A 24,750-nucleotide genomic window follows, 5' to 3' on the forward strand; every position below is an offset into this window, starting at 1 on the left:
TACGTAATATGTGAACCATAAGTGGTACACGCCGATATCAGACGACGTGAAGAAACCAGATCATCGATTATTCTCAGGACGTTGTTTCCCGCCACAGTATTTCATATCGCAAATCCACGCAGGGTTCTTCGCGATCTTTGTTGCCCTGACGTGCCAGCAGCTGTTTTCCCGCCGCAACGCCCATCGCACGGCTTTCTATATTGACCGTTGTCAGCCGCGTCTCGAGTATTGAAGAGATCTCGAGATTGTCGAAACCTGTAATGGCGATGTCTTCGGGGACTGCCAAATTCATGCGCGCGCATTGCAGTTGTACGCCAAGCCCGAGGATGTCGTTTGATACGATAGCATCTATTTCAGGAGCTTTTTCGTACATTTTTTCAAACGCCCGCGCGCCATTTTCGATGGCAAAGTCTGCATGCGCAACATGCTCTGGCTTTGCGGTCAGACCGGCGTCTTTCAGCGCCGCATGGAAACCTTTCAGGCGCTGCTGCACACGATCATTTCCGGTCGGAAGGGCAGAGATGAAACCGATATTGCGCTTGCCGCGTTCGATAAGTCCCATCGTCAGCTCATAGGACGCTGAGAGATTCGAAAAACCGATGGTCATATCTATGGGGGGGGCATCGCATTCGAGCAGTTCCACCGTCGGTGTTCCGGATGCCCGCAAAAGGTCTCGCGTACGTTCGCTGTGCAGCTGTCCGATAAGCACGATGCCGGACACCTTGTAAACGAGGAACCGTTCGATCAGCTTTTCCTCTTTTTCGAGGGAAAAACCGTTGTCGGCAATAAGGAGCGAATAATTCTCGTTTTCCAGAACCGAGCTGAGGCCAGATACGATTTCCGAGAATATAGAGTGGTCGATAGTGGGAACAATCACCGCAACCAGGTTTGTTCGGTTTGCTGACAAGCTACTGGCGGCGGGGTTCGGAAAATAGCCGGTTTCGGCAACTGCTTTGGCGATCCGTTCCTTGTTTTCAGTCCCGATGGTTTCAGGCTTTCTGAAATATCTCGAGACGGTCTGGGTCGACACACCTGCCATGCGGGCGACGTCTCGCATCTGGACCTCAGCCTGCCGTTGCTTCGGACGGCGGTAGCGGCTTTCTTGGCTCATTTTCCCCCCAAACGGCAAAGTCTGATTACTTTAGTAGCGCATCGCCAATTTCTAGCACCGCTATTTGGACTTAGCAAAGTTCTCACTTGACTCGTTAAAAGTTACCGGTAACTTTATGATGTAATATCGGGCCGGAAAGCACAAGCTGCGGCATGGCTAAGTTGTTATGCGCAGCGATTATTGGTCGATTGAAAAATAGAGAGTGGGGGTAAACATGCGTGTCGCCGTTGCCAGTTGCGAGTATGAAGGAAACAGCCTGTCCCTTAGGGTTGACCGCAAAGAAGATTTTGAGCGCAAGGGACTTGTTAGGGGCCAGCAGGTTCTCGCGTTTGCAAATGGCAAACAGACAGCCCTTGCTGGTGGCATTGAAGCACTGCAGGACGAACATTGCGTCGTTGTGCCGATACTGGCGGCAAAGGGTGGTGCGGGCGGGCACGTCGAAGAGGCGTTTTTTCAAGATATTCTTGCCGAAATCATCAATGGGATTGCTGCGCAATTGCCTTTGGATGGCGTGTATCTTGCCTTGCATGGTGCGATGATTTGCGATCAGGAGAAAGACCCCGAGGGGGCAATACTGCAAGGTATTCGCTCAGCCGTCGGACCCGGCGTTCCGATTTCGGCAAGTCTTGACCTGCATGCGCATGTATCAGACCGAATGGTCGAAAATGCCGATATCCTTGTTGGATATGAAACCTATCCTCACGTGGACGCCTATGAAACCGGCAAAAAGGCAGCGGGATTATTGATTGGTGCCATGAAGGGCGAATTTGCTCCTGTGATGCGGATCAAAAAATATAATGCCATCTTTCCTGTCCTTGGGGGCGCGACATTGGGCGATGCGCCAATGGCGAAAGTTGCCGCAAAAGCCCGGCAGATCGAAGATCAGAACAGGGCCTTCAGCGTCAGTTACTTCCCAGTCCAGCCCTGGCTGGATATGGCAGATGTGGGCATCACGGGTTTGGCCGTAACCGACGGAGACGCTGAAGCCGCCGATGCTGTGGCGCAGGAAATCCTTGATGAGATGTGGCTGCGTCGCCGCGCGTTCGAACTTGACGCGATGACCCCAGAAGAGGCTGTTAAAGCAGCACTTGCTTCGGATGCTAAGACGACGCTTTTGATTGATGCACCCGACAGCATTGGTGGCGGGGCGGCGGGTGACTCGCCTGCGCTGCTGGCGGCGATAGTGGCACATGCGCCTGATACAGCTGCTGCGCTTTGTATCTATGATCCTTATACCGCTCAATTGGCGTTTGAACTCGGGCGCGGGGCCGAAGCGGAGTTCGAGATCGGTGCTTGGCTTGATACGCGTTGGGCCGATCCGGTAAAAATCAAGGCAACAGTCGAAAGCCTGCATGACGGAACGTTCATCTACACGGGTGGGCCTGCCGCAAGTCTGGAAACGACATTGGGTCCATCCGTTGTTCTGCGGGTGGGCGGCTTGCAACTGCTTTGCGCCAGCCATGCGGTCTACGAAAATGCAGATGAACACTATTCGGCCTGCGGGATCGATATCAGCCAGTGTCGGTTGGTCAGCTTTAAGAACCTTATGAATTTTCGCAAACTTTTGTCGGACACGGTAAATTTCATCGCATTGCACGGGCTGGGCGCTACGCCGCTGAGACTGCAGGACGTTGACTGGCAGAACCGAAAACGCCCGTTTTGGCCTGCTGACGATATGGCAACGCCGTCTTTCATCTAAACACACGGAAAATTTCCCGAAAACAACGATGGGAAACCGCACACGAGAGAGAGGAATTGAAATGATTAAACGTCGTACACTTCTAGGCGCTGCTGCGGCTTCGCCCCTTTTGTCCCTGCCGGCCCTTGGTCAGTCAGCAAACAGCAATGTGCTGAAATATGTCCCATCGGGCAATTTGACGGTTCTGGATCCGATTTTCACTCCGGCCGCTGTGTCCGTGACCCATGGATATTGCGTGTTCGATACGCTGTATGGCGTTGATGCGGGCCAGAACCCGCAACCGCAGATGGCTGCGGGTCATAGTGTTTCGGATGATGGCCTCGAATGGCGGATTACCCTGCGCGACGGGTTGAAATTTCACGATGGTGAACCGGTGCGCGCACAGGACTGTGCAGCCAGCCTGGCACGATGGGCACAGCGCGATCCGTTCGGTCAGGCCCTGAATGCGGCGACTGAATCTTTCGGATATGTGGATGACAAAACGATCGTTATCAAGCTGAACCGTCCGTTTGGCCCGGTGCTTAATGCGATTGGCAAGCCGCATTCGCGCCCGGCCATGATGATGCCCGAACGTTTGGCAACCACCGATCCCCAAACCCAGATTACTGAAATGGTCGGCTCTGGTCCTTTCCGTTTTGTGGCGGATGAATATGTATCTGGCGACCGCGTGGTCTATGAAAAATTTGCTGACTACATCCCCCGAGAGGGCGTCGCCGAATGGACGTCAGGTGGCAAACAGGTGAACTTTGACCGGCTGGATTGGCAGATCATGCCCGATGCCGCCACCGCCATCGCAGCGATCCAAGCCGGGGAGGTCGATTGGATAGGAACGGTTCTAACCGATCTTCAGCCCATCCTTGAAATGCACCCTGACGTCAATCTGCACCGCACTGATCCTTACGGTGTCTTGCACGTGATCCGTTTCAACCACCTTATCCCGCCGTTTGACAATGTCGAAATCCGGCGTGCGGTTCTTAAGGCGGTTGATCAGGTTCCGTTCCTTCAGTCTGTCGCCGCCAAGCCTGAGGACCGCGAAGAATGCCTCGCGCTCTTTCCTTGTGGCACACCCGGCGTGGAACAGGTTGGCGAAGGCATCATGGGTAGTCTTGATATCGAAGCCGCCAAAGAAGCGGTGATGGCGGCTGGTTATAACGGCGAACCGGTGGTGATTTTGAACCCGACCGATATTGCCTCAATCCATCCACACGGTCTTTTGGCGGCAGATCTGCTCGGGAAGATCGGTTTCAATGTCGATCTTGTCGAAACGGACTGGGGCACAGTGGTGCAGCGCCGTGTTTCAAAGGAAACCGTTGAAAATGGCGGGTGGAACATCGCGGCGACAAACTGGCCTGCGATTTCAATCAACAACCCGGCGACCAACGCGACAACCCGAGGGCTGGGAGAGTCCGGTTGGTGGGGGTGGTATGAGGATGTTGAAATGGAACGGCTCGTGGTGGACTGGCTTGGTGCTGCTGACGAAAAGGCGGCGGCCAAATTGTATCTTGATGTGCAGAACCGCGCGATAGATCAGGTTCCGACGCTTCCGCTGGGTCTGTCCTATAGCTCGGGCGCTGTGCGAGCGGATTTGCAAGGCGCGTTGCAAGGGTCCGTCGACATGTTCTGGAATATCCGGCGGACGTGATCCTTACAGGTCAGCCACCACTCGGATTTTTCTCACAGGTATTCGATCACGGTAGGTCCGTTGTCGAACACCCTCAATGGCAAAGCTGACGGCACATGGGAAGTTACATCTTCAGACGCATTCTCGCGACCATCCCGGTGGTGTTGTTTGTTATGCTGTTCGTCTTCTCTTTGCTTTACATAACGCCCGGCGATCCGGCTGCGATATTGGCGGGCGATCAAGCCACGCAAGCCGAAATCGAAGCGATCCGTATCGATCTTGGGCTTGACCGCAGTTTTCCTGTCCGTTTTGTCGAATGGTCTTCTGGTGTGCTGCGGGGGGACTTCGGAGTATCCATATTCACGCGACTGCCCGTCTCAACGATGATCCAGCAGCGGGTCGAACCGACGCTTTCATTAATGGTCGTCACCATGGTCATCGCTATCACAATAGCGGTCCCGCTGGGTGTGCTGGCGGCTTGGAAACATGGCAGCCTGATAGATCGCGCAATCATGCTATTTGCCGTGCTTGGGTTTTCGGTGCCTGTGTTCGTAATTGGCTACGTGCTTGCCTGGACGTTTGCGTTGCAACTCGGTTGGTTGCCCGTTCAGGGGTATACGCCATTTTCAGAGGGCCCGTGGCCTTGGCTGCGCAGCTTGCTACTTCCGTCTTTCACTTTGGCGACTTTTTATATCGCTATCATCGCCCGTATTACCCGCGCGACAATGCTTGAGATCCTCCAACAGGACTATATTCGAACGGCCCGCGGGAAGGGTGCTTCGGAACAGGCGGTTCTGTTTGTCCACGCTTTGCGCAATGCATCCGTGCCCATCGTTACCGTGATCGGTATTGGCATAACGCTTGTGATCAGCGGTGCTGTGGTCATCGAAAGCGTCTTTGCGCTTCCTGGTCTGGGCAGACTGATCGTGGATTCAATTCTGCGCCGGGATTATCCGGTTATTCAGGCCGTGATCCTTATTTTCAGCTTTGTCTATGTCATCATCAACCTGTTGATCGACCTGAGCTATACCGTCATTGACCCGAGGATCAGATATTGACCAGCGCCCCCCCAGAACAGGAGAGTTATGTTGTCGCGCGCGCCATGCCCGCGATCATATCCGCCCCGCCGAAGCGCAATGCGATGATGCGCACCCTGCGCAGGCATCCTACGATGTGGCTGGGCGGCACGTTGCTGGCACTGGTGGCGATCATGGCGATTTTTGCCCCCATCATTTCGACAAGCGATCCCTCTGCGATGAACCCAGCAGTTCGCGTCCAGCCCCCCTCTGCAGAGGCGTGGTTCGGAACTGACATGCTTGGACGGGATATATTTGCGCGCTCGGTTTACGGCGCACGGGTGTCCCTTATCGTCGGGATTGGCGTGGCGCTCTTTGCGACAATCGTGGGCATGATTATCGGACTGACGGCTGGTTTTGTGCGCTGGGCGGATGGTATTATCATGCGGATCATGGACGGTATGATGTCCATTCCCGCGATCCTCCTTGCGATTGCACTGATGACGTTGATGCGCGGCGGGTCGGTCATGAACGTCATTCTGGCCATCACAATTGCCGAAATCCCCCGTGTGGCGCGGCTGACCCGTTCTGCGGTGCTGTCGGTCCGCGAACTTACTTATGTCGAGGCGGCCGTGGCCTGCGGTACATCAAAACTGGGCATCATCCGTCTACATATATTGCCCAATACGGTTGCCCCGATCACCGTGCAGGCAACCTACATCTGCGCATCGGCCATGATTACCGAGGCAATCCTGTCCTTTATTGGTGCAGGCCTTCCTACATCGATCCCGTCATGGGGCAACATCATGGCCGAGGGCCGCGCGCTCTGGCAGGTTAAACCGAACATCGTGTTCTTCCCAGCCATTTTCCTGTCGGTCACCGTATTGGCTGTGAACCTTCTGGGCGACGGTTTGCGCGATGCGGTCGACCCGCGCTTGGCAAAGCGGGTGTGACGATGAAGCTCCTCGAAGTCCGTGACCTGCAGGTCCATTTTGAAACCGACAAAGGCGTGAACCGCGCGGTCGACGGTTTGTCCTTCTCCATCGATACTGGCGAAGCGCTTGCGATTGTCGGGGAATCCGGGTGCGGAAAGTCCGTAACATCCATGTCGGTGCTGCGCCTGCTGCCCACGCCCCCCGGCAAGATCGCAGGCGACATTCGCTTTCGCGGCGAAGACCTGAGCACGAAAAGCGAACGCGAGATGCGCCGCCTGCGTGGCGGTGAGATCAGCATGATATTTCAGGAGCCGATGTCGTCGTTGAACCCAGTTTATACCATCGGGCGCCAGATTAGCGAAGCGGTCCGATTGCACACCGGGGCGAACACCCGTGCTGCGCGCAAACGCGCCATCGAAGTTTTGATTTTGGTGGGCATCCCGTCGCCGGAAAAACGTGTTGATGAATACCCCCATCGACTGTCGGGCGGGATGCGCCAGCGCGCCATGATTGCCATGGCATTGGCCTGTAACCCTGCCTTATTGATTGCCGATGAGCCGACGACAGCGCTCGACGTGACAATCCAGGCTCAGATTCTTGATCTGCTGCGCGATCTTCGAAAGCGCACAAACACAGCGATCCTGCTGATCACACACGACCTTGGCGTTGTTGCGGAATTCGCGGAACGGGTGATGGTTATGTACGCAGGTCGAAAGGTGGAAGAGGCGAACGTCGCCGATCTTTTTGCCCACCCACGGCATCCTTATACACAAGGTCTGATGGATGCAGTGCCAAAGCTGGGGCAGGTCCGCAGCGGTAAAATGTCAAAGGCGCTGGCGGAAATACCCGGCCGTGTCCCTGACCTGACACAGGCGTTCGAAGGCTGTGTCTTCGCGCCCCGGTGCCCACGAGCCGAGGACGTTTGCACCCATCTTGATCCAGGTCTGGAAGAGAAGGCCGACGGTCACTTCGCAGCGTGCCACTTCGCACCAAAGGAGGCCGCACGTGACAAAGCCTGAGGGTTCTGAGACATCCCATCCGTTGGTCGAATTGCGCGATTTGGTGAAGTATTTTCCAATACACGGTGGTCTTTTGGGGCGGCAGGTGGGCGCCGTAAAAGCCGTGGACGGGGTAAGTTTTGAGGTGAATGCAGGTGAAACTCTATCGCTTGTCGGTGAATCGGGATGCGGTAAGTCGACAGTTGGCCGCTGCGTTGCGCGATTGCTGGACCTGACATCGGGCGAATTAAGGCTTGACGGTGAGCGTATCGACGGACTGCCGCAAAGCAACCTCAAGCCGTTTCGAAAGCGGCTGAATATTGTCTTTCAGGATCCATTCTCAAGCCTGAATCCACGTATGAACGTTGAAGCACTTATCTCCGAACCTCTGCGAAGCCACGGGATTGTGCCGGGGCGGGCGGAGCGCCGGGCACGCGTTGCCCAACTGCTCGATACCGTCGGCCTGTCCGCCGATATCATGGACAGGATGCCGCATCAGTTCTCGGGCGGTCAACGCCAGCGCATCTGCATTGCACGCGCCCTGTCCTCCGAACCTGACTTCATCGTTTGCGACGAAGCTGTCTCTGCTTTGGATGTCTCGGTACAGGCCCAGATCATAAACCTTCTGATGCGACTTCAGGCTGATCTTGGTTTGGCGATCCTTTTCATTTCTCACGATTTGGCGGTTGTCGAACACCTAAGCGATCGCGTCGCGGTCATGTACCTTGGCCGCATCATGGAAATCGCAGATCGCGATCAGCTTTTCGCGGCTCCCGCACATCCTTATACCAAGGCATTGCTATCGGCAGTCCCATTGCCCGATCCCAGCGTTCGCCAGAAGCGCGTTATTCTGAAGGGCGAAGTACCAAGCCCCATTGATCCACCGAGCGGTTGCCCTTTTCGCACCAGATGCCCGATTGCGAACGATATCTGTGCTCAGATACGTCCGGAACTCGTTGAGCACACGCCCGGTCAAAGCGTTGCCTGCCATTTTCCGGGTTGAAATGGCCGGCAGCGGGACAATATGCCCAAAGACCGCTGCACCTATGCGATCTCCTGGGCGACTTCAGGGCCCACTGTGCAACCCCTGAAGTCGTAGGATGAACAACGCCATCCTTTATGTTGTTATCAATCTCGCGTTCACGTTTCACAGCCAATTTCGCAGCAGTGCCTTACTTGAGTGTTCGTGGTCGATGGGTGGTCACTTTCGTATTCCTGCGTGAAAGTTCGTATGAATCTGGGTCACGCTGTACGTGAAATCGAGCGTAAAGTAGGGAAACTGCGCTAGATATGGACGAACTGAAAGTTGACTGAACCGCTTATTAATATGGTGAAATTAGACCTTATGTGTGCAACACGTCTCTCCGTCGCGCAGATGATGGACTGAATGGATCCGCGTGCAAAATCCGCGCGGTGAGCTTGCTGCATTTCCTGTCTCATGGTGGGGTCTGGTGCCAATTAGCAGGTCGTTCGTGTCAAGCCGATGACTCGCGCCGATTTGGAGGATCGCCAAGGCTTTTCCGAATACTGGTCCTCTTGACCAAGGTGGGGTTAATTGAAGTTGCCCTCAATTGTTCGCTTTTTGTGACTGTTCAACCTGAAGTGGTATTAGGACTCTCTTCATCGCATCTGGCCTTTTTGATGCCCGTACTTGCGGCGAAGACTACAATAAGCCGATTGGGCGTGCGCGGATTTCTGCCAAATTTCCCACAAAATAAAAGCAGCTTGTCTTTGCTTTCAGGCAAAAAACCAATGTTTCGCTTTGTGGAATTTGTTTAGCGCTGATTTTTTTTGCGCGACCGGTTTTTGTGACGAAAACCCGCTCTTTGAATGGCGATGAATGGCCGATTATGGGTGCGTGTAGGTGCGCCCGTTACAGCGACGATCTATAAAATGCCCTCATGTGAATTGCCTTTTTTGCGATGGTTTGCCCACGTGGCTTTTATTTTTATCCAATGTCGAAGGCGCGATATGCAAGAAAAAACCAAGACTGAATCCTTGAATAAGTACGATCCGCTGGTCGTTATCCCCTGTTTGAATGAGGCCAGACATATCGGCCCGATCCTGCATCAGATGAGCGCGGCTGCGCGCCGCTTGGGTGGGCGTGTTGTTGTGGTTGACGGGGGCAGTACCGATGGGACAGTCGGCATCGTTGAGGACATTTTATCAACCGACGATCGGATATCATTGCTTCACAATCGCGATCGCATCCAGAGTGCTGCGATTAATCTTGCTGTGGCCGAGGATGGTGACCGCGCGACCCATTTGATCCGGATCGACGCCCATTGCGCCTATCCCGACGACTTTTGCGATGTGTTGATGCAGCAGGCACAGTCGGTCTACGCAGATAGCATTGTTGTTAGCATGATTGCGCAAGGAACTGCGCCTGTGCAGCGGATCAATGCGGCGACGCAGAATGCCCCGATCGGGAACGGCGGGTCTGCCCATCGAAACGTTCCTAGTGGTGCTTACGTTGAACATGGGCATCATGCGTTGATCAAGCTTGCGGCGTTTCGCGCGGTTGGCGGTTATGATCCGAGCTTTACGCACAATGAGGACGCCGAGTTGGACTACCGGCTGGGGCAGGCGGGGCATCGCATTTGGCTCACGTCGGCAACGAGCATCACCTATTTCCCCCGACCGTCGCTGTTCGCCTTGGCGCAACAGTATTTCCGGTATGGCACAGGGCGTGCGCGCAATCTGTTGAAACACAGCGTGGTCCCTCAGCTGCGTCAAGCCAAAGTCATGATGGTCTTACCCGCACTGTTATTGGCATTCCTTTGGCCACTGCATTCGCTGTTTGTGCTGCCCGCGCTGGTGTGGTCCGCATACTGCCTTTTTACGGGCTTTCGCATGGCATGGCGCGTCCGCGACCCTGCGCTGATCCTTTGCGGTGTCGCTGCAATGACCATGCATTTTTCGTGGTCGTTGGGTTTTTGGCAACGGGTGGTGCGTGACACAGTTCTTGGCGGTCGCGGGGTTGCGCAATGACCCGAACGTTAGAGATTTGTGTTTGTACCTATCGACGCCCGCAGGTGGCTGAAACGCTGGCCTCGCTCATGAAGCTGGTGCAGCCTGATGGTTACGCGGTGTCGGTGCTTGTGATCGATAACGACGATGAGCCGAGCGCGCGTGACGTCGTCGAACGCATAGCGCAGGGCGCACCCTTTCCTTTGCGCTATGTGCATTGCCCGCAGGGAAACATATCGATCGCGCGTAACGGGGCGTTGACCCACAGCACGGCCCAGCTTCTGGCGTTTATAGATGATGACGAGGTCGCGCCATCAAATTGGCTGGTCCATTTGACACAAGCCATGAAGACCGATCAAGCCGACGTCGTGCTTGGCCCAGTTGAGGCGGTATATCCCAACGGTGCGCCAGCCTGGATGCAGCGCACCAAGATACACGCCACAATGCCGGTTTGGGTCGATGACCAGATCATCACCGGATACACCTGCAACGTTTTGATCGACATGCAAAGCCCTGCGCTGCGCGATTGTCGCTTTGATTTGTCGCTTGGCCAGACTGGCGGCGAAGACACGGCCTTTTTCGCCAAGGTGGTCGCGGCTGGCGGGCGCATCGCCTTTGCCTCTGATGCATTGTTGCATGAAACGATCCCGCCGAACCGGGTCAGCTTTGCCTGGTTGCTGCGCCGTCGCTACCGGATGGGCCAGACACACGGGCGGCTTGTCGCAGAAGGTGGCACGTCGGCGAGGCTTTGGGCCATCACGATGTGCAAAGTCGCGTATTGTATGGGGGCGGCGCTGTTGCAGGTCGCCGATACGGGGCGCCGCAACAAAGCGATCTTGCGCGGCGCACTTCATGTTGGCGCTTTGTCGGGGTTAGCCGGGGGCGTTGTGTTGCGACAGTATGGCCCTGATTTCACACCAAAATGAAACTGATGAACAAAGTGGTGGTCACCTTATGAGAGATATCGGTTTGCGCATACGCGACGCCGAATATGATGCGGATCGCTTTCAACAGCGCGCCAATGTGGATGCAACAACGCTGGGCGATGTGATGGCCGCATTGCGCAGACAATACATCCCTTTGATGCTTTGCGCGCTTTTTGGTCTGGTGGCGGGGATTGCGCATCATGTGACGACGCCCGAACAATACTACGCCTCTGCCACCGTGCTGGTCGATGAGAGGCGCAGCGAGCTGGATGAAGAAATCTCCGCAAGTATTCCCTTTGCGCGAAATGATACGTCCTTGCTGAATGAAATTCAGGTTCTCCAATCATTGCAACTGGCGACAGAAGTTGCCCGCCGCATTGAGTTGCAAGAACGTGATGTTTTTCTGAACCCTCCATCATCTTTGGCAGGAACGATCTTGTCCAACGTCAAGACGCAAATCGGGGCGGTGCTTGGCGGGGATGAAGACGTTGCCGAACAACCCACATTGACCCCGCAAGAACAGCAAGCAGCCCAGCTTTCAAGTGCAGCGTCGCGACTGCAAGGTGACATTCGGATTGAAAGGCTTGGCCTGAGCTTTTCCATCGAGGTTAGCTATGTCGGCCATGACGCGGCCCTTGCGGCCCTGATCGTGAACACCTACGCCGACGCCTATCTCGAAGACGGGCTGACCGCGAATGTGGAATCCACTGAACGCACCGCGGAATGGATGCGCACGCGATTGCAGGAATTGGAGGAAAGCTCTGCGCAAGTGCAGTCACAGGCGACCGCACTTCGACAAAGTGACCCGTCACAGGTGATGCGTTTGCGCGAACTTGCCCAGCGGGCAACAACATTGGATGCATTGTACCAAACCATCTCAGCGCGGTATGAACAGATATCCATTCAAGGGTCGTTTCCGGTGTCCAACGGGCGTATTCTGACCCAGTCAATCGTACCCAAGACAGCGGCCTTACCAAAGATGTGGCAAACGTTGGCAGTCACGACCCTGCTGGGTCTGATGGCGGGCTTTTCGTTGGCTGTATGGCGCGAAGCGCGCGAGCGGTCGTTCCGTGTGAGCACAGAAGTCTATAATCATACGGGCTGCTCTTTTCTTGGTCATTTACCGCACATCGACACGCGCGCATTGAATGACGCGTCCCCGCCAAAGACCACAGAAATCAAGCTAAACGGGCTTTCTTTCGCACCTGCCTTGGACAAAGATGCCGGCCACACGGACCCTGACCAGACCGCACGGGAACGACGCAAAGTCATTGAACGTTCGCCAGAGCTGTTCTGGTCAGTTTTGATGCCACAGACAGTGTTCAGTGAAACGTTGCGCAATATCCATGCAACCGTTGATCTTAGAAATACGGACGGCGCCAGTAGGGTTGTCGCCGTCACGTCAATGTTGCCTGGGGAAGGGAAGACAACGCTGGCCGTCAACTATGCGAACATGCTGGCCAAGACGGGCGCGCGCACCGTGTTGATTGACATGGACTGGCAAGGTTCTCGTCTGAGGGGGGATCTGAATATTCCGGCGGGTCCCGGTATCGTTGAGGTCTTGCATGGAAACGCGCCGCTGTCGGAAGCAATACAGGTTCTGGAGTATACCGGGTTGAGCATCCTGCCATCCGGCGCAATACCGCAGCAATCCTTTGCGGGTGATCTTGTGTATCAGCAGAACATGCAGGCGTTGGTGGCCGAACTGCGCAAGCATTACGATCATGTGATACTGGATATGCCCCCCTTGGCAAAAGTATCTGACGCCAAAGCTATAATTGCCCAGTTGGATAATATCATCTTGATTTGTGAATGGGGGCAGACGCCACGATCACTCGTCACACAATACCTTGCGCATGAACCTGAGATTTCCCAAAAAATAGTCGGCATCGCCCTGAACAAGGTCAACATTCGTAAGCTTCACAAATATGCCCGTCCGGGCTGGCCTGAAAGCTATCTGTAGAACTTACGAACATCTTGCCTGAAATTCGTGCTTTGTGACGGTAGCGTGACACTTGGAATTCGCCTATGCTCTTTCCACCTTGTCGTTGGGAGGACGAGTTTGCGACTAACGGTGTTCATCGGTTTCATGATGACCGCGTCCGTGATTATGGGCGTTGTGTCATATCAGGCAGGTGCCAGCGCTGGCGTTATCGCGCTTCGGGTGATGGCCGTCATGGTTGTTTTGCAGCTTGGATATTTCTTATTGCTGTTGTTGATGAGCCTGATATCGCCGCCGAAACCTGCCGACACGGACAGCCCCGCACAGGTCGATCCCCAAGCCGGGACACAAAAGCAATAACTAACCTTTGCGGGCTTGGATAAAGGGCAGGACGGCAGGTTCGACCTTTCCGATCAACCGGATCACAGCACCACGAAAAGCCAATTTGGCAATAGCGGCTATTTCCAAAGACCGCCCGACACGAAATTGAGTATGTGATTTCACCAATCCGGTTGCCCTTTGGCGTTCCGGATAGCGAAAAACAGGGTGGGTTAAAAACGCTTCGCGATCGTCGGCTTCCGCCAGTGCCCAGGCATTGCGTTGCAAAACGCCGACCGATCGTTTCAGGGACAATTCGCGTTTGAAATACCCCGCCGTGTTGCCAAAATCACGCATGGTTTCTTCGCCATTTTCGGCCCAAACGGCAAGCGGTTCCATCGCAACATAAATCGGTTCGCAAATCGCAAATGTCCGCATGTATTCCTGTAATGTGGCGCTGCAATCATAGTGAATTTCTAAATCCGTCGCCGCATCGCGCGACCAGAACAACCCGCCGTTTGACACACCGATATCGGCCATCAAACACAGCCTGAAAACGTCAGCCGAATAGAGCCCGCCCGTCAGCTTATCATCCAAAACGCCGATGGTTGAAATGCGCGCGCGGTCCGTTCCGCTGTCCAGTTCAACCAGTTGATTGCGAAACAGCATGTGAACGCCGTGCCGCTTACACAGCGCAATATTGTCACTTATGAAGGTTGGCAGGACAAAGTTATCATCTTCCAACACAAAGAAATAAGCGGCGTCGTGGGGGTTATTTCGGCTAAAGCACTGGTCGATATTTTTGGATGCAAAAAGCTGTGGCTTGTTATGATGAAACCGGATGCGCGGATCATCCAATTCGGTGATCACGGCGCGTGCGGATCCGTCGGGGCAATCATCATAGACATCGCAAATCCAATTCGACCAGGTTTGCGCCTGTAAGCTTTGCAAGCCACGACGCAACGCATCGGGTCTTTTGTAGGCCGTGGTGCGAACATGAACGAGGGGTTGCGTTTTTGACATCATGGCGACCTTGGTTCGCACAGTGCCGCCCAGTCCTGTGATGTCCATTGGCTTGGGTCATCTGGGACGATGGCGTGTTGTGGGGCGTGCCGTTTGAACTGGCGTTTGATACGATTTGTGGCCACGGTGCACAGCTGTATCAGCAAAGCGGGCTTTCGGGCGATGTCGCGCAACGCGCTGCCAAACTGGCGGTTCTTGATGTGATCGGCGAGCGTTTCAAAGGCAAGTGGTTCTTGCAGAGCCGTTCGTCGCGCCGCGAAATCTGCGCGTAAGTCGTCTGATGCGTCAGGGTAGCTGTCCAATAGATCGTCATGTACTGCAATCATGGCGCGCACGTCGTCGGGATGACTGCGATGTGACAGTGAATGGACGTGCTTGCGATAGAGGTAATAAGACTGTGGCAGTAGATGCATGCGCCCCCCATTCATCAGAAACCGCATATACAAATCGTGGTCTTCACCGATGCGAATATCCTCGCGGTACCGCATATCTCTTAAGGCGTTACGTCGCATCAGCGGCTTGAGGTATCCGAGTTGCGGGGCATTCTGATCAGCACCAAGAAAGCACCTTGTAGTAATAAGTTTTGGCTTGGATGGTCGCGTGTCGCCCAAAAGTGTGTCGCCCGGCTGGACCACGTTGTCCGCAAAATACGTCAGGTCATCCGCAACTGCATCCGTCTGAAGGGTTTTCGTAGCGTCAAGCATCAATTCCAACCGCTGGGGGTGGATAATGTCATCACTGTCGACAATCGCAATCCAATCGCCAGTCGCTGCGTCAAGCGCGCGATTACGGGCGGCGGCAGGACCTTTGTTTACATCTGCTGCGATGATTTTCAGGCGGGCGTCGGTGGCAGCCACTTGCTGTGCAATGGCAACACTTGCGTCGGTTGATGCGTCATCGGCCAGCAGAACTTCGATCCGTGAAACGGATTGCGCGAGCACAGATGTCAGGGCCGCTGCCAAGTAATCAGCTGCATTGTAGTTGGCCATGACAACAGAAACGACGGGTTGCACTGACGCGACCCCCTTTCAGTTAATTTGCACGTTCAGCATAGCGTTTTTCGAACGATGCCTCACTCAGTTTGTGCGGACCTTGTTCATTTCAGCAACGATGCGCCGACCCCAATCATTCGCTTTGTTTTTTCGGCTTAAACTATAATAAAATAAGGGAAATCACCGCAGAAAAAGGAGACCTCTTTATGTATTGTTTCCATAGGAATGCCGACCGGATACTAACGGTCATTCGTCATACTTATCTTAGTGCTCTGGTTTTGGTATCGTCGCCGGCTGTTGCACAAAATTTACCCGCTGGTGTCAGTTTTTTTGACGATTTTGAAACGTTTGATGCAGACCTTTGGGGCGTCTCTGATGGCTGGGTTAACGGCGATTGGCAGAACTGCATGTGGTCTGGCGACAACCTCGTGGTTGAGGGCGGTATGCTGACGTTGAGCTTTGCCAGACAAGCCAATGAACAGCGTGATTATACCTGTGGCGAAATCCAGTCTCGTCATGTCTATGGCTACGGCACCTATGAAGCACGGTATCGGACCAGCACAGGATCAGGCCTGAATGCTGCGTTTTTCACATACATCGGCCCGCATCATGGCAAACCACATGACGAGATTGATTTTGAGGTGCTGACCCGTGACACGACTGCGGTCAGCCTGAATACCTATGTGAGTGGTGCGCCAGAAAACGGGAAACGGGTCCCTTTGCCCCAACCCGCCGATGACGGGTTCATAACCTATTCATTTGTCTGGGATGAAGGCGGCATTCGTTGGTTTGTGGATGGGGAACTGGTTCATGAAACAGCGCCCGGTACCGCGTTGCCGGTGAATGACCAAAAGATCTACGCCAGCTTTTGGGGCAGCGACAGTTTTCCCAACTGGATGGGGCCATTTGTCGAACCGGAAACGGTTTTGGACATGGACGTCGATTGGATCGCCTTTACTGCGCTCGGCGATGCTTGTCAGTTCCCGACATCCGTCGTTTGCCAGAATGAGTGACGCCCGCCTGTATCTGCCTCGCCGTGGTATTGATGTGGTCACGGTCGAACCGGATGTCGTTCTTGCTGTGATCGCCTTGTGCGGGTTGGTGTTTGTTCCGGTTTTGGGAACGTACGGCGCGCTGATGTTCTTGGCATCGGGATGCGCCTTGTTGGTTCGCCGCTTGAGTATCCAAATCAGCTTATGCGTGACATATTGGTACGTCATTGCATTGCCCGCGTTTTGCCTGTTGTCTGCGGTCTGGTCGCAATACCCAATGATCACATTTCGATTTGGTGTTCAGTTCGCCGCGACGGTTATCATTGCGATTACCATCGCATCCACGACGTCGCCCCGCGTCTTTGGCCGCACTCTTTTTGCGCTTTATTCAATGGCCATGTTGGCCAGTCTGTTGTTCGGGGACGTCCGCAATGACACGGGCGCGTGGTTGGGTATTTACGGCAGCAAAAACGCTTTGGCAGGTGCTGCGGCAACCTATGTTGTCATTTGCGCTGCCCAGATTTTGGACAGCGTCGCATCTTATCGATACCGTTTGAGTGCAGTCTTAGGGGTGATGCTGGGGCTTATGCTGTTGTTATTGGCACAATCGGCCAGCGCATTGGTGATCGTACCGCCGTCGCTGTTTATTCTATTTTCAGTGTTGATCCTTTATCGGATGACGTTGCTTCAAAGGGTGGCTGCCTTGGTGTTTTTCGGTTTGGCCGCTGCGCTCGTGATCGTGCTGATGATTATGTTTTCCGATACACTGATCGCGGTGTTGCTGGATACGACGGGTAAGGACGTCACTTTGACAGGACGAACCGAACTGTGGCGGATCGCGCTGGAACTGATTGCAGAACGCCCGTTTCTTGGGATGGGGTATCAGGCATTTTGGGTTCATGGCCACAGCCCCGCCGAAGCCTTGTGGTTTACGTTCGGGATCGAAAGCCGTGGTGGATTTAACTTTCATAACACATACCTGTCCAACGCGGTTGAGGTGGGCGTGTTGGGTGTGTTTTTACAATGCGTTGTTCTTTACGGGGCAGCGATCACAACGGGGCTTTGGGCTTTGCGCACCCACCGCGCCGAGGCGTCTTTGTTGTTCGTCTTGGTTATGATGGTTGTCATGGTCAGCTTTGTCGAAGTCCCGGTCTTCTTTCAGTTTTCCTTGCGGACCGTCATTGTGATCTGCGCATTTGTGTACGCTGTGCGCGGATTGCAGGGCGACCGGCGCGCCGTTTAGGAAAAGGCGCGATTGGTCGTGTATTTTGCGACCAACCCGTCAATCGCCGACATTGCCCTGTCTGTCGCGCGTTCGGTTTCCGCGTCTGATGAGAGATTTGGCGCGCTTTTTGCCAATTTTTGCAAGCTGCGGGCCGCAAGATGGTGACAGGCGGTATTGAGCGGTTGCGCCGCACGACTTGTGCAAACGGCCATTGCGCCGCGTCCTGATCCTGCCCGACCAGTTGTTAGTGCCCATGCTTCGCGCAAGTTGGACGGAAACAGAAAAGCCGGATTGTAATCAATATTCAGCGCCTTTGCCCAATCGTACCATTTGAACCAGTGAACATGATGCATGGCCCGCACGCCAATCCACGGTGTGCGCAAGGCGTCTGCCACGATGGCACCATGCATGGCCTCAGTTATGACCAGATCAGCGCCAAGGATTTGCGCGATGACCTGATCAGGCGGATGGGACGGGTCGATGAACGTGATTCCGGCCAGATCACACACGGTTTTCCAATTGCCCCGCTCGATACTTTCGTAATGCGGCATAAAGCCGACCTTGAAGTTGGTGGCAGGCGCGGGCAGGGGCGTTTCGCGCAACAAAATGGCAGCGTCGGCGACCGCGAGATCGGGGTTCAATCCCAAGCTTTCGGTGGTTTGAGGGCCGCGGACAAAATGAAATTCCCAACTGCCATCATGCACGTTTGGTTTTTTAGTATATCCACCGTAACCGGACCCGACTACGACCTTTTTGGCGTCACTGGGATAGTTGTGTTGGATCACCGAACCGATCCCGATGAATAGTTGGGCGGGGTCATCGTCAAAGAAATCTGCGGGCAACAGGTGGGACCACATTGTTGCGTTCAATTCATCCCCGAAATTGGGCGGGTCACCCTGAAAATATGTCAGTTTCATGAGGCTGTTTTTTCTTTCTTTGGCAGATAACGGCGCAGTTGCGTTATGCGATCACGCGATAAATGCAGGATGAGAAGAACGTAGATGCTGCCACCAACTGCCAATTGCGAAGCCAATCGGGCAACCTGTGTCAGATCCGGCAAAACGAGGGGCACGGCCAACATTCCGATGGTCATCGCAAGTGTGGCCGCGACCGGAACTTTGAACCCGGCCAGATAATGCCACGGGCTGCGGCCCAATAGCCGCGCGGTCATCACAACCGAAACGGGCCACAACAGGACGCTTTTCGCCATCAGCGCAACCATGAGCGTCGCCAGACCAAAGCGATACATCGCCAAGATCACAAACACGGCGCAACATTGCTGGGCCAATTGATAATAGAACCACCAGCGCGCTTTGCCTTGGCTTTGAATGAGGGAGGCCTGCACGACCCCGATCCCTGCAAGAACGCCGGCCACACAGAACGCTTGCAACACAAAGGTCGCGTCCGCCCATTTGTCATCCAACAAAAGGTCTAACAGATCGGGGGCTGTAATGGCCAAACCACAAAACATCGGCATGCTGACGGCCGCCGATACAAAGGACGCAATGCCAAAGGCCTGCGCCGTTTTTTCCTGATCGTCCTGCATGCTTGAGAGCAGCGTAAGCGTCACCGACGACAACGCACCGCCCACCAACTGTGTCAGCATGTTGTAAAGCCGCTGCGCAAAAAAGAACAATCCAAGCATGACGGTGCCGCCGAAGATACCCAAGACCAGATGATCAAGTTTGATCGTGGCCAGCATCCGGTTGCCCGATGCAAAAACGCCATAGCTGAAAAGGTCACGCAAGGCTGACCACTTCAACGCGATGCCGGGTTTCCAGCCAGCGACCCAATACGCCATAGCGCAGGCAACAATACTGGCCGCTACCTGGCTGCCCACGAGGGCCCAATACCCATAGCCCGCAAACAGCATCGACAAACAAATGATCACACTGATTATCGTGGCAACAGCCGTACGCAGGGCGATTAGCCTGAATTTCATGGATCTGACAATCATCGCATTTGGCACAGCGGCCGCCAAATCGAACGGGATACGCAGCGCCAGAACTGGTAGGATCGCGGCAATAGCGACATCCCCCATCGCCGTCGCCAGCGGAGTGGCAAACAATACGAACGGCAAAAAGCAAAGGACGCCAAAACCAAACGTCAGCCAAAATACGCTATCTGTGTGCGCCTTCGTCAGGGACTTACGCTGCACAAGGGCTTCGCCAAATGCCACGGGCGTCAAAGCGGCGACCGTGATCACAAGGCTGCTGGCAAGCCCAAACAACCCGAAGTCGGCAGGTGATAGAAACTTCGCGCTGACAACAAATACAACGACAGAACTGACTGTCGGGATCAGCGTCTGCAAAGATGACCACATGACCCCGGCCACAGCTGAAACTGAACGCCCTCGCGTTGGGTGTGGATGATAATTGTCTACATCAGGTTTAGCGACATCAGCTGGGGTGCTCATCTGCGGACCATCAGTTTGACGGGGTTATCGAGGACGCGGGGTTTTCATAGACTACTTCGACCACATCGCCGGGCATAAGCGGTGTAGATGGATCCCCCGCAAACGTCCCGCCGTCACCGCGTACACGTGTAACACGATACGTCACTTCGGCGGTAAGAGGATCAAGGTTAGGGCCTTGGCCAATGACCTGACCTGCGGATGCAGACAGAAGGTCGTACTGCGCTGTAAGCTGCGCTTCGGTTTCGGCGATACTGGTTTCTACTTGTTGGAGCGCCATCGCGTTCTCTTCCTCGCGGGTGGCAAGCAGTTGACCTTCGGCGCGTTCGTGACCTTGCAATTCCTGGCGCGCCAGCAAAATGGACCGTTCAATATCCAAAAGGCGGCTTTCCAGCTCGTTGATGTAGGTTGCCCGTTCAAAGACGCGAATGGGTGTGACCAGACCCTGTTCAGCCAAATCTTCTGCACGTCGCAGTTCAGCCAATCCTGCGTCGAGTTGGGAGCGATTTGTTGCAAGCTTTTCTTCTAGGACCTGCAATGCTTCTTCTAGGGATACGCGTGCGCTGGATCGTGATGTAATTTCATAATCATAGCGCGCATTACGTGCTTGCAGTATCGCCAATTCCGCGGCTTGCGCCGTACTGGCAACATCAGTCTCGGCTTGTGCGAAATCAGTGGCTTGCCCCAGTTCAATGACAATCCGGTCACGCTGTGCTGTCAGAAATACAAGTTCATTTTGTAGAACATTGATGGTGCCGCGCGCGGTTAGGAAATTGCGCTCTTCGCCCTCGGTGGGGGTGACACCAGCCAGACCACCCGACAGTGAGACCGCCTGCAGTATGGTAAGTCCGGGGGTGTATTCATAGGCGCCGGGTGTTTCCGTCTGCCCCGTGACATAAATTGGCGCATAGACTTCAACGCTGACGCCAACCTTGAGAGTTCGGCCAATACCGACGTAAGGGGTCATTGCCGCCTCAACTGCCCGCGCAATTTCCGCGGTGGTGCTGCCTTGGGCAACCACCTGGCCGGCAAGCGCCAACGTGATGTCGCCATCGGCGTCGACGGGAAAGCTGCCGGAAACGCCGGGCATATCGATGATGACTGAGTTCACTTGATCCCAAGACGTCATTTGGACGCTCAGCAGATCATTGACGCCCACACGGTAGTTGTCAGCCCAAGCCATTGTCGCAATGGTCTGGGCAATGAGGATGACAAAAATTCTGGTGCAGTATTTCAAAAGCATCCGTCGTTCACCACGCAGGTTGGAGGGTCAATAAGACCCCTTGGAGGACAGAACCGTAGGAATGGTGCGGGCGATGATGACAAGGTCCCCTGCAAGCGACCAATTCAACACATAGCTGGTGTCGAATAGAATACGCTGATCATAGCTGGTATCACTGCGACCGCTGACCTGCCAAAGCCCCGTAATGCCGGGACGACCTTGCAAATAGTGACTGGCGGCCGTGCCGTACATCTCCAACTCGTCTTTGACGACGGGGCGGGGTCCAACAAGGCTCATGTCACCGCGCAAGACATTGACGATCTGGGGAAGCTCATCAACGCTGTAGGCGCGCAGCACCGCGCCGATGCGGGTGACACGCGGATCATTGCGTAGCTTTCGGTTTTTGATCCATTCATCGTGTTCTTCGGGGTGGTCTTTGAAATACTTCGCGAGAATTTCGTCGCCGTTTGTCACCATCGACCGGAACTTCCAGCATCGAAAGGTGCGCCCGCCGTGCCCGATCCTTTCGTGCCCGTAAAGAACGGGACCAGGTGACGCCAGTTTTACGGCCACGGCGACCATCAAGAACAGCGGTGCGAGACAAAGCAAAACCAAAAACGCGACAAGAATATCAAAAGCCCGCTTTGCCCAACCGCCCACCACCATCGAGGCGCAATCAGAAACGTTAGGGGGGGATGCAATCGCGTAGGTCTGCAGCGTTTTCTTTTCGTCCAAGGGCGTAAAACCCACACTTTCCATTGTCGGCATAGTCGCTCTCCCTCGTGGATATGTAAGGATCATTCTTCATACCTTGACCGTCAAATTCGCACTTGCAGCATTTCATCCGTGCGCCGCGCAAAATTGGCAGAAAGTTGCCAGTATTTTTTGAACGAGATAATTTTAACGCCTGAAAAATACGCACCTCAGTGGCAAAAAGATAAACAATTTCAAATTTTTATATATCATTATCATTGTGTTAGGCGCGTTTGCGGGTTTTCCGCGCTTAGGCTGTCAAAAAGGCGCCGATCCAGAACTCCGCCACTCTCATTCATTGGGCTGATTCACGCTTGAATCTGCACTGCAGCATTTCTGTCCAAGAAGCGCGTCCGAATTTATGTATTTTGACGATGGAAAAGCCAGCGCGATTCCGTACCTGCCGCCCGTGTTTTCAAAAGGAAGGCGAATACTATGTCCAAGCCCGCGACCACGCTCGAAATTCCTGACGGCCTTTGGCAACGTCAGTTTGACCCGGTTAACGATTTTCGAACTGTCCCCGTCACCAAGAAAGTCGCCCTATGCACAACGCCGCGATGTGGTAGTCATTTTTTGGGCCACAAGATGCATGCTTTGGGCGTGTTCGGTTATCCGTTGGAATACCTCAATCCGGGCAATTGGAAGGTCTGGGAGGAACGTGCCGGACAGATGGACACGCTCGATTATATCAAATCGGTGCGGACTGGTCCCAATGGCGTCTTTTCCGTGAAATTGCATCACGAACATCTCGTCGCATTTCTGAGACACGAGCAGAATGTGCTGGATTATTCATACATTCACCTGTGCCGCCGCGACCTGACCAAACAGGCAATTTCATTCGCGCGTGCCCAACAAACTGGCGCGTGGATTTCCGATATGCCTGAAATGACACCGGCCCAATACGACTGGTCCTTAATCGCAGAAAAGATGGATGCGATTTCACGTGGCAATGCCGATTGGCAAAGTTTTCTTCGGAGTGTTGGGATCAAACCACTTCAACTATATTATGAAGATATCGTTGCAGATACATCCGGTGCCATCGCACAGATTGCGGCCTATCTCGACATCGACGTCAGCCAAATTACCGCTGATAAAGGTATTTTTGCACCGCAGCGACAGAAGAAAGCGGCGCAAGATGACTGGGTAACCCAGTTTGTCGACGACAGCCGGCGCAAGTTACTTGATGGGCGATCTATTCCGGGCGTGCAGCGGCCTGCCGCTACGACATTAATGCGCCGCCAAACGGTACAAGTTGCAAAGCGTCTTTACAAAAAGGCCGGGCTTTAGCGATTTGCAGGTAATACCGAAATAAGTGCCGTTTGCAGATCGTTCGGTCTTAACATGAATTCATCGCCATCGGTCGCCAACAGGTGGTCTGACACTCGGGTAATAGCACCTCGGTCCAGACCTTTCAGTAGGTCAATCAGGGACTTGGCCTTGGTGTCGGCAACTGTGAACCCTAGATGCCCCGCCGCGACCCTGCGCCCTGTTTCCGTGTCCGCAACAGCGATGGACGGACAGCCGAACCAGCTTGCTTCGTAGATGCGGTTGGGGAGTAGCCAGTCAGAGTTGGCACCCCGCTGCCACAGGTCCTGCGCCCAAACCAGATCACAATTGGCATACACTTCGGCCAGTTCTGTGGGATATTCATAGGGTCCAAAACAGATGACATTTGGATGCTTTGCGACTTCGGCATCGAAAGCGGGGAGGGCATGTCGATGAACATTGCCATGAACTCGGATTCTGATCCGCTCGGGCAGAGCGTCAGCCGCTTCCATCAGAAGTCGCAGACTGGATCCGCAGCGAATTGACCCGACCCAGCCAAGCGTTAACACATCATCGGCCTTCTGCGGTCGCTGCTTTGGCCGCGCGATCGGCGTTGCGTCAAACCAGAGTTTGTTTTCAATGATACTGTACGGCCCCTGATATCCCTGAATTGCCCTAAAGTAGTGCGTGATAAAACCCGGTGACGACACGATCAGCAGTTTCACACGTGCCAGCAGTCGCCGTTCACACCACCGCATCATCGCGCCGACAGGACCGGTTTTTGTCAATAGTCCGTGGATATCCAAGCATTCATAAACCAAAGGCACACGCCACGCGCCCGACAGCACCCGGCTCATCCAGGCGATGATCAACAAATCAAAGTTTCGGGCCATAATGACGTCGGCCTCTTTGAGTGCATCGCGATGTCGGGTCATTCGCAAGACACCGCGCAGGATACTGACCAACCGTTTTCCAAGCTGTTCGTTTTCCACAAATCCCAGATCAATATTGGGCCAATCAGGTGAAAAGTCTGCGTTCATGTTGCCGCGCCTGAACGCCGCGGATTGGATGTCATGCCCCAGCGTCTGAAGGTTTTTGATGCGCCTGACCTGCGACGCTTCGGTGAGGTCAAAAGCGAAAACAAAGATATTTGCCATAAAAATGGGTTCCTTGCAGGCTAAGGGGTCAGACGAAGTTGAGTTCAAACGCCGCAATCCATCCAGTTGATTTGTGTCGCTTCAAGATTGATCGTGAAAACACCGGACGAAGGGCCAGATTCTTTTGCGACATGCCGTTTGGCTACGCATCCATAAAACCCCGGCGTTGCC

General features: G+C 54.4%; 22 protein-coding genes. 14 read left to right on the forward strand and 8 right to left on the reverse strand.

The window, feature by feature from the left end; all coding sequences use genetic code 11:
• Positions 1-73: 73 nt before the first annotated feature.
• On the reverse strand, positions 74-1,111 hold the full coding sequence (locus tag L0664_RS04970; protein WP_235224511.1) for a LacI family DNA-binding transcriptional regulator: 1,038 nt from the start codon (positions 1,109-1,111) through the stop codon (positions 74-76).
• A 214-nt stretch (positions 1,112-1,325) separates the two neighbouring features.
• On the opposite strand from L0664_RS04970, the gene L0664_RS04975 reads away from it, so the two are divergent.
• From L0664_RS04975 to L0664_RS05025, 11 genes are all read left to right on the forward strand, one after another.
• A complete protein-coding gene (locus tag L0664_RS04975) occupies positions 1,326-2,810 on the forward strand; it encodes a M81 family metallopeptidase (protein WP_235224512.1) in 1,485 nt (494 codons plus the stop codon).
• 61 nt (positions 2,811-2,871) lie between these two features.
• Entirely contained in the window at positions 2,872-4,452 is a 1,581-nt protein-coding gene (locus L0664_RS04980; RefSeq protein WP_235224513.1) for an ABC transporter substrate-binding protein, read from the forward strand.
• Between the two features lie 95 nt (positions 4,453-4,547).
• The gene (locus L0664_RS04985) at positions 4,548-5,489 is read left to right on the forward strand and encodes an ABC transporter permease (protein ID WP_235224514.1); all 942 of its coding nucleotides are present in this window, start codon (positions 4,548-4,550) and stop codon (positions 5,487-5,489) included.
• Positions 5,486-6,400: an ABC transporter permease gene (locus L0664_RS04990; protein ID WP_235224515.1), complete on the forward strand. Its 915-nt coding sequence runs from the start codon at positions 5,486-5,488 to the stop codon at positions 6,398-6,400. Before L0664_RS04985 ends, L0664_RS04990 begins: the two co-directional genes overlap by 4 nt.
• A 2-nt stretch (positions 6,401-6,402) precedes the next feature.
• Positions 6,403-7,401, forward strand: a complete 999-nt coding sequence (locus L0664_RS04995) for an ABC transporter ATP-binding protein (RefSeq protein ID WP_235224516.1) — start codon at positions 6,403-6,405, stop codon at positions 7,399-7,401.
• Complete coding sequence (locus tag L0664_RS05000; RefSeq protein WP_235224517.1) at positions 7,388-8,383, forward strand: ABC transporter ATP-binding protein; 996 nt, start codon at positions 7,388-7,390, stop codon at positions 8,381-8,383. Before L0664_RS04995 ends, L0664_RS05000 begins: the two co-directional genes overlap by 14 nt.
• A gap of 533 nt (positions 8,384-8,916) precedes the next feature.
• Positions 8,917-9,159, forward strand: coding sequence for a hypothetical protein (locus L0664_RS05005; RefSeq protein WP_235224518.1), 243 nt, complete (start codon positions 8,917-8,919; stop codon positions 9,157-9,159).
• 192 nt (positions 9,160-9,351) lie between these two features.
• Complete coding sequence (locus tag L0664_RS05010) at positions 9,352-10,371, forward strand: glycosyltransferase (RefSeq protein ID WP_235224519.1); 1,020 nt, start codon at positions 9,352-9,354, stop codon at positions 10,369-10,371.
• Positions 10,368-11,276 carry a glycosyltransferase family 2 protein gene (locus L0664_RS05015; protein ID WP_235224520.1) on the forward strand — a complete coding sequence of 303 codons (909 nt, stop codon included), beginning with the start codon at positions 10,368-10,370 and terminating at the stop codon, positions 11,274-11,276. The genes L0664_RS05010 and L0664_RS05015 overlap by 4 nt, the downstream gene beginning before the upstream one ends.
• A 28-nt stretch (positions 11,277-11,304) precedes the next feature.
• Complete coding sequence (locus tag L0664_RS05020; RefSeq protein ID WP_235224521.1) at positions 11,305-13,239, forward strand: polysaccharide biosynthesis tyrosine autokinase; 1,935 nt, start codon at positions 11,305-11,307, stop codon at positions 13,237-13,239.
• Positions 13,240-13,338: 99 nt separating this feature from the next.
• Positions 13,339-13,578, forward strand: a complete 240-nt coding sequence (locus L0664_RS05025; RefSeq protein ID WP_235224522.1) for a hypothetical protein — start codon at positions 13,339-13,341, stop codon at positions 13,576-13,578.
• Here the strand turns inward: L0664_RS05025 and L0664_RS05030 are convergent, their stop codons facing one another.
• Positions 13,579-14,607 carry a glycosyltransferase family A protein gene (locus L0664_RS05030; RefSeq protein ID WP_235224523.1) on the reverse strand — a complete coding sequence of 343 codons (1,029 nt, stop codon included), beginning with the start codon at positions 14,605-14,607 and terminating at the stop codon, positions 13,579-13,581.
• Positions 14,559-15,572 (reverse strand): glycosyltransferase family 2 protein, encoded by a 1,014-nt coding sequence (locus L0664_RS05035; protein ID WP_235224524.1) that lies wholly within the window; start codon positions 15,570-15,572, stop codon positions 14,559-14,561. The genes L0664_RS05030 and L0664_RS05035 overlap by 49 nt, the downstream gene beginning before the upstream one ends.
• 185 nt (positions 15,573-15,757) lie before the next feature.
• Between L0664_RS05035 and exoK the strand changes: the two genes are divergently transcribed.
• Positions 15,758-16,564 (forward strand): endo-1,3-1,4-beta-glycanase ExoK, encoded by an 807-nt coding sequence (gene exoK, locus L0664_RS05040; RefSeq protein WP_268821550.1) that lies wholly within the window; start codon positions 15,758-15,760, stop codon positions 16,562-16,564.
• Complete coding sequence (locus L0664_RS05045) at positions 16,557-17,786, forward strand: O-antigen ligase family protein (RefSeq protein WP_235224526.1); 1,230 nt, start codon at positions 16,557-16,559, stop codon at positions 17,784-17,786. Before exoK ends, L0664_RS05045 begins: the two co-directional genes overlap by 8 nt.
• Here L0664_RS05045 and L0664_RS05050 read toward each other — a convergent pair.
• The 4 genes from L0664_RS05050 to L0664_RS05065 all read right to left on the reverse strand — a co-directional run bounded on the left by L0664_RS05050 (position 17,783) and on the right by L0664_RS05065 (position 22,171).
• On the reverse strand, positions 17,783-18,685 hold the full coding sequence (locus L0664_RS05050; RefSeq protein WP_235224527.1) for a polysaccharide pyruvyl transferase family protein: 903 nt from the start codon (positions 18,683-18,685) through the stop codon (positions 17,783-17,785). The genes L0664_RS05045 and L0664_RS05050 overlap by 4 nt on opposite strands.
• A complete protein-coding gene (locus L0664_RS05055) occupies positions 18,682-20,091 on the reverse strand; it encodes a lipopolysaccharide biosynthesis protein (RefSeq protein ID WP_235224528.1) in 1,410 nt (469 codons plus the stop codon). The genes L0664_RS05050 and L0664_RS05055 overlap by 4 nt, the downstream gene beginning before the upstream one ends.
• A gap of 103 nt (positions 20,092-20,194) precedes the next feature.
• Complete coding sequence (locus L0664_RS05060; RefSeq protein ID WP_235224529.1) at positions 20,195-21,364, reverse strand: polysaccharide biosynthesis/export family protein; 1,170 nt, start codon at positions 21,362-21,364, stop codon at positions 20,195-20,197.
• Positions 21,365-21,451: 87 nt separating this feature from the next.
• Positions 21,452-22,171, reverse strand: coding sequence for a sugar transferase (locus L0664_RS05065; RefSeq protein ID WP_235224530.1), 720 nt, complete (start codon positions 22,169-22,171; stop codon positions 21,452-21,454).
• Positions 22,172-22,591: 420 nt separating this feature from the next.
• Between L0664_RS05065 and L0664_RS05070 the strand changes: the two genes are divergently transcribed.
• Positions 22,592-23,443, forward strand: coding sequence for a Stf0 family sulfotransferase (locus tag L0664_RS05070; protein WP_235224531.1), 852 nt, complete (start codon positions 22,592-22,594; stop codon positions 23,441-23,443).
• On the opposite strand, the gene L0664_RS05075 is transcribed toward L0664_RS05070, so the two are convergent.
• On the reverse strand, positions 23,440-24,579 hold the full coding sequence (locus tag L0664_RS05075; protein ID WP_235224532.1) for a glycosyltransferase: 1,140 nt from the start codon (positions 24,577-24,579) through the stop codon (positions 23,440-23,442). The two genes, L0664_RS05070 and L0664_RS05075, sit on opposite strands and share 4 nt — an antisense overlap.
• Positions 24,580-24,750: the final 171 nt, after the last annotated feature.

The organism is Octadecabacter dasysiphoniae (assembly GCF_021532615.1).
Lineage (GTDB): Bacteria > Pseudomonadota > Alphaproteobacteria > Rhodobacterales > Rhodobacteraceae > Octadecabacter > Octadecabacter dasysiphoniae.

Coding starts and splice junctions, on each gene's coding strand:
- L0664_RS05045 (WP_235224526.1), top strand. CDS start 16,557: ATGAGTGACGCCCGCCTGTATCTGCCTCGCCGTGGTATTGATGTGGTC.
- L0664_RS04995 (WP_235224516.1), top strand. CDS start 6,403: ATGAAGCTCCTCGAAGTCCGTGACCTGCAGGTCCATTTTGAAACCGAC.
- L0664_RS05050 (WP_235224527.1), bottom strand. CDS start 18,685: ATGAAACTGACATATTTTCAGGGTGACCCGCCCAATTTCGGGGATGAA.
- L0664_RS05070 (WP_235224531.1), top strand. CDS start 22,592: ATGTCCAAGCCCGCGACCACGCTCGAAATTCCTGACGGCCTTTGGCAA.
- L0664_RS05075 (WP_235224532.1), bottom strand. CDS start 24,579: ATGGCAAATATCTTTGTTTTCGCTTTTGACCTCACCGAAGCGTCGCAG.
- L0664_RS04970 (WP_235224511.1), bottom strand. CDS start 1,111: ATGAGCCAAGAAAGCCGCTACCGCCGTCCGAAGCAACGGCAGGCTGAG.
- L0664_RS05060 (WP_235224529.1), bottom strand. CDS start 21,364: ATGGCTTGGGCTGACAACTACCGTGTGGGCGTCAATGATCTGCTGAGC.
- L0664_RS04975 (WP_235224512.1), top strand. CDS start 1,326: ATGCGTGTCGCCGTTGCCAGTTGCGAGTATGAAGGAAACAGCCTGTCC.
- L0664_RS04985 (WP_235224514.1), top strand. CDS start 4,548: ATGGGAAGTTACATCTTCAGACGCATTCTCGCGACCATCCCGGTGGTG.
- exoK (WP_268821550.1), top strand. CDS start 15,758: ATGTATTGTTTCCATAGGAATGCCGACCGGATACTAACGGTCATTCGT.
- L0664_RS05065 (WP_235224530.1), bottom strand. CDS start 22,171: ATGCCGACAATGGAAAGTGTGGGTTTTACGCCCTTGGACGAAAAGAAA.
- L0664_RS05015 (WP_235224520.1), top strand. CDS start 10,368: ATGACCCGAACGTTAGAGATTTGTGTTTGTACCTATCGACGCCCGCAG.
- L0664_RS04980 (WP_235224513.1), top strand. CDS start 2,872: ATGATTAAACGTCGTACACTTCTAGGCGCTGCTGCGGCTTCGCCCCTT.
- L0664_RS05055 (WP_235224528.1), bottom strand. CDS start 20,091: ATGTGGTCATCTTTGCAGACGCTGATCCCGACAGTCAGTTCTGTCGTT.
- L0664_RS05010 (WP_235224519.1), top strand. CDS start 9,352: ATGCAAGAAAAAACCAAGACTGAATCCTTGAATAAGTACGATCCGCTG.
- L0664_RS05020 (WP_235224521.1), top strand. CDS start 11,305: ATGAGAGATATCGGTTTGCGCATACGCGACGCCGAATATGATGCGGAT.
- L0664_RS05030 (WP_235224523.1), bottom strand. CDS start 14,607: ATGGACATCACAGGACTGGGCGGCACTGTGCGAACCAAGGTCGCCATG.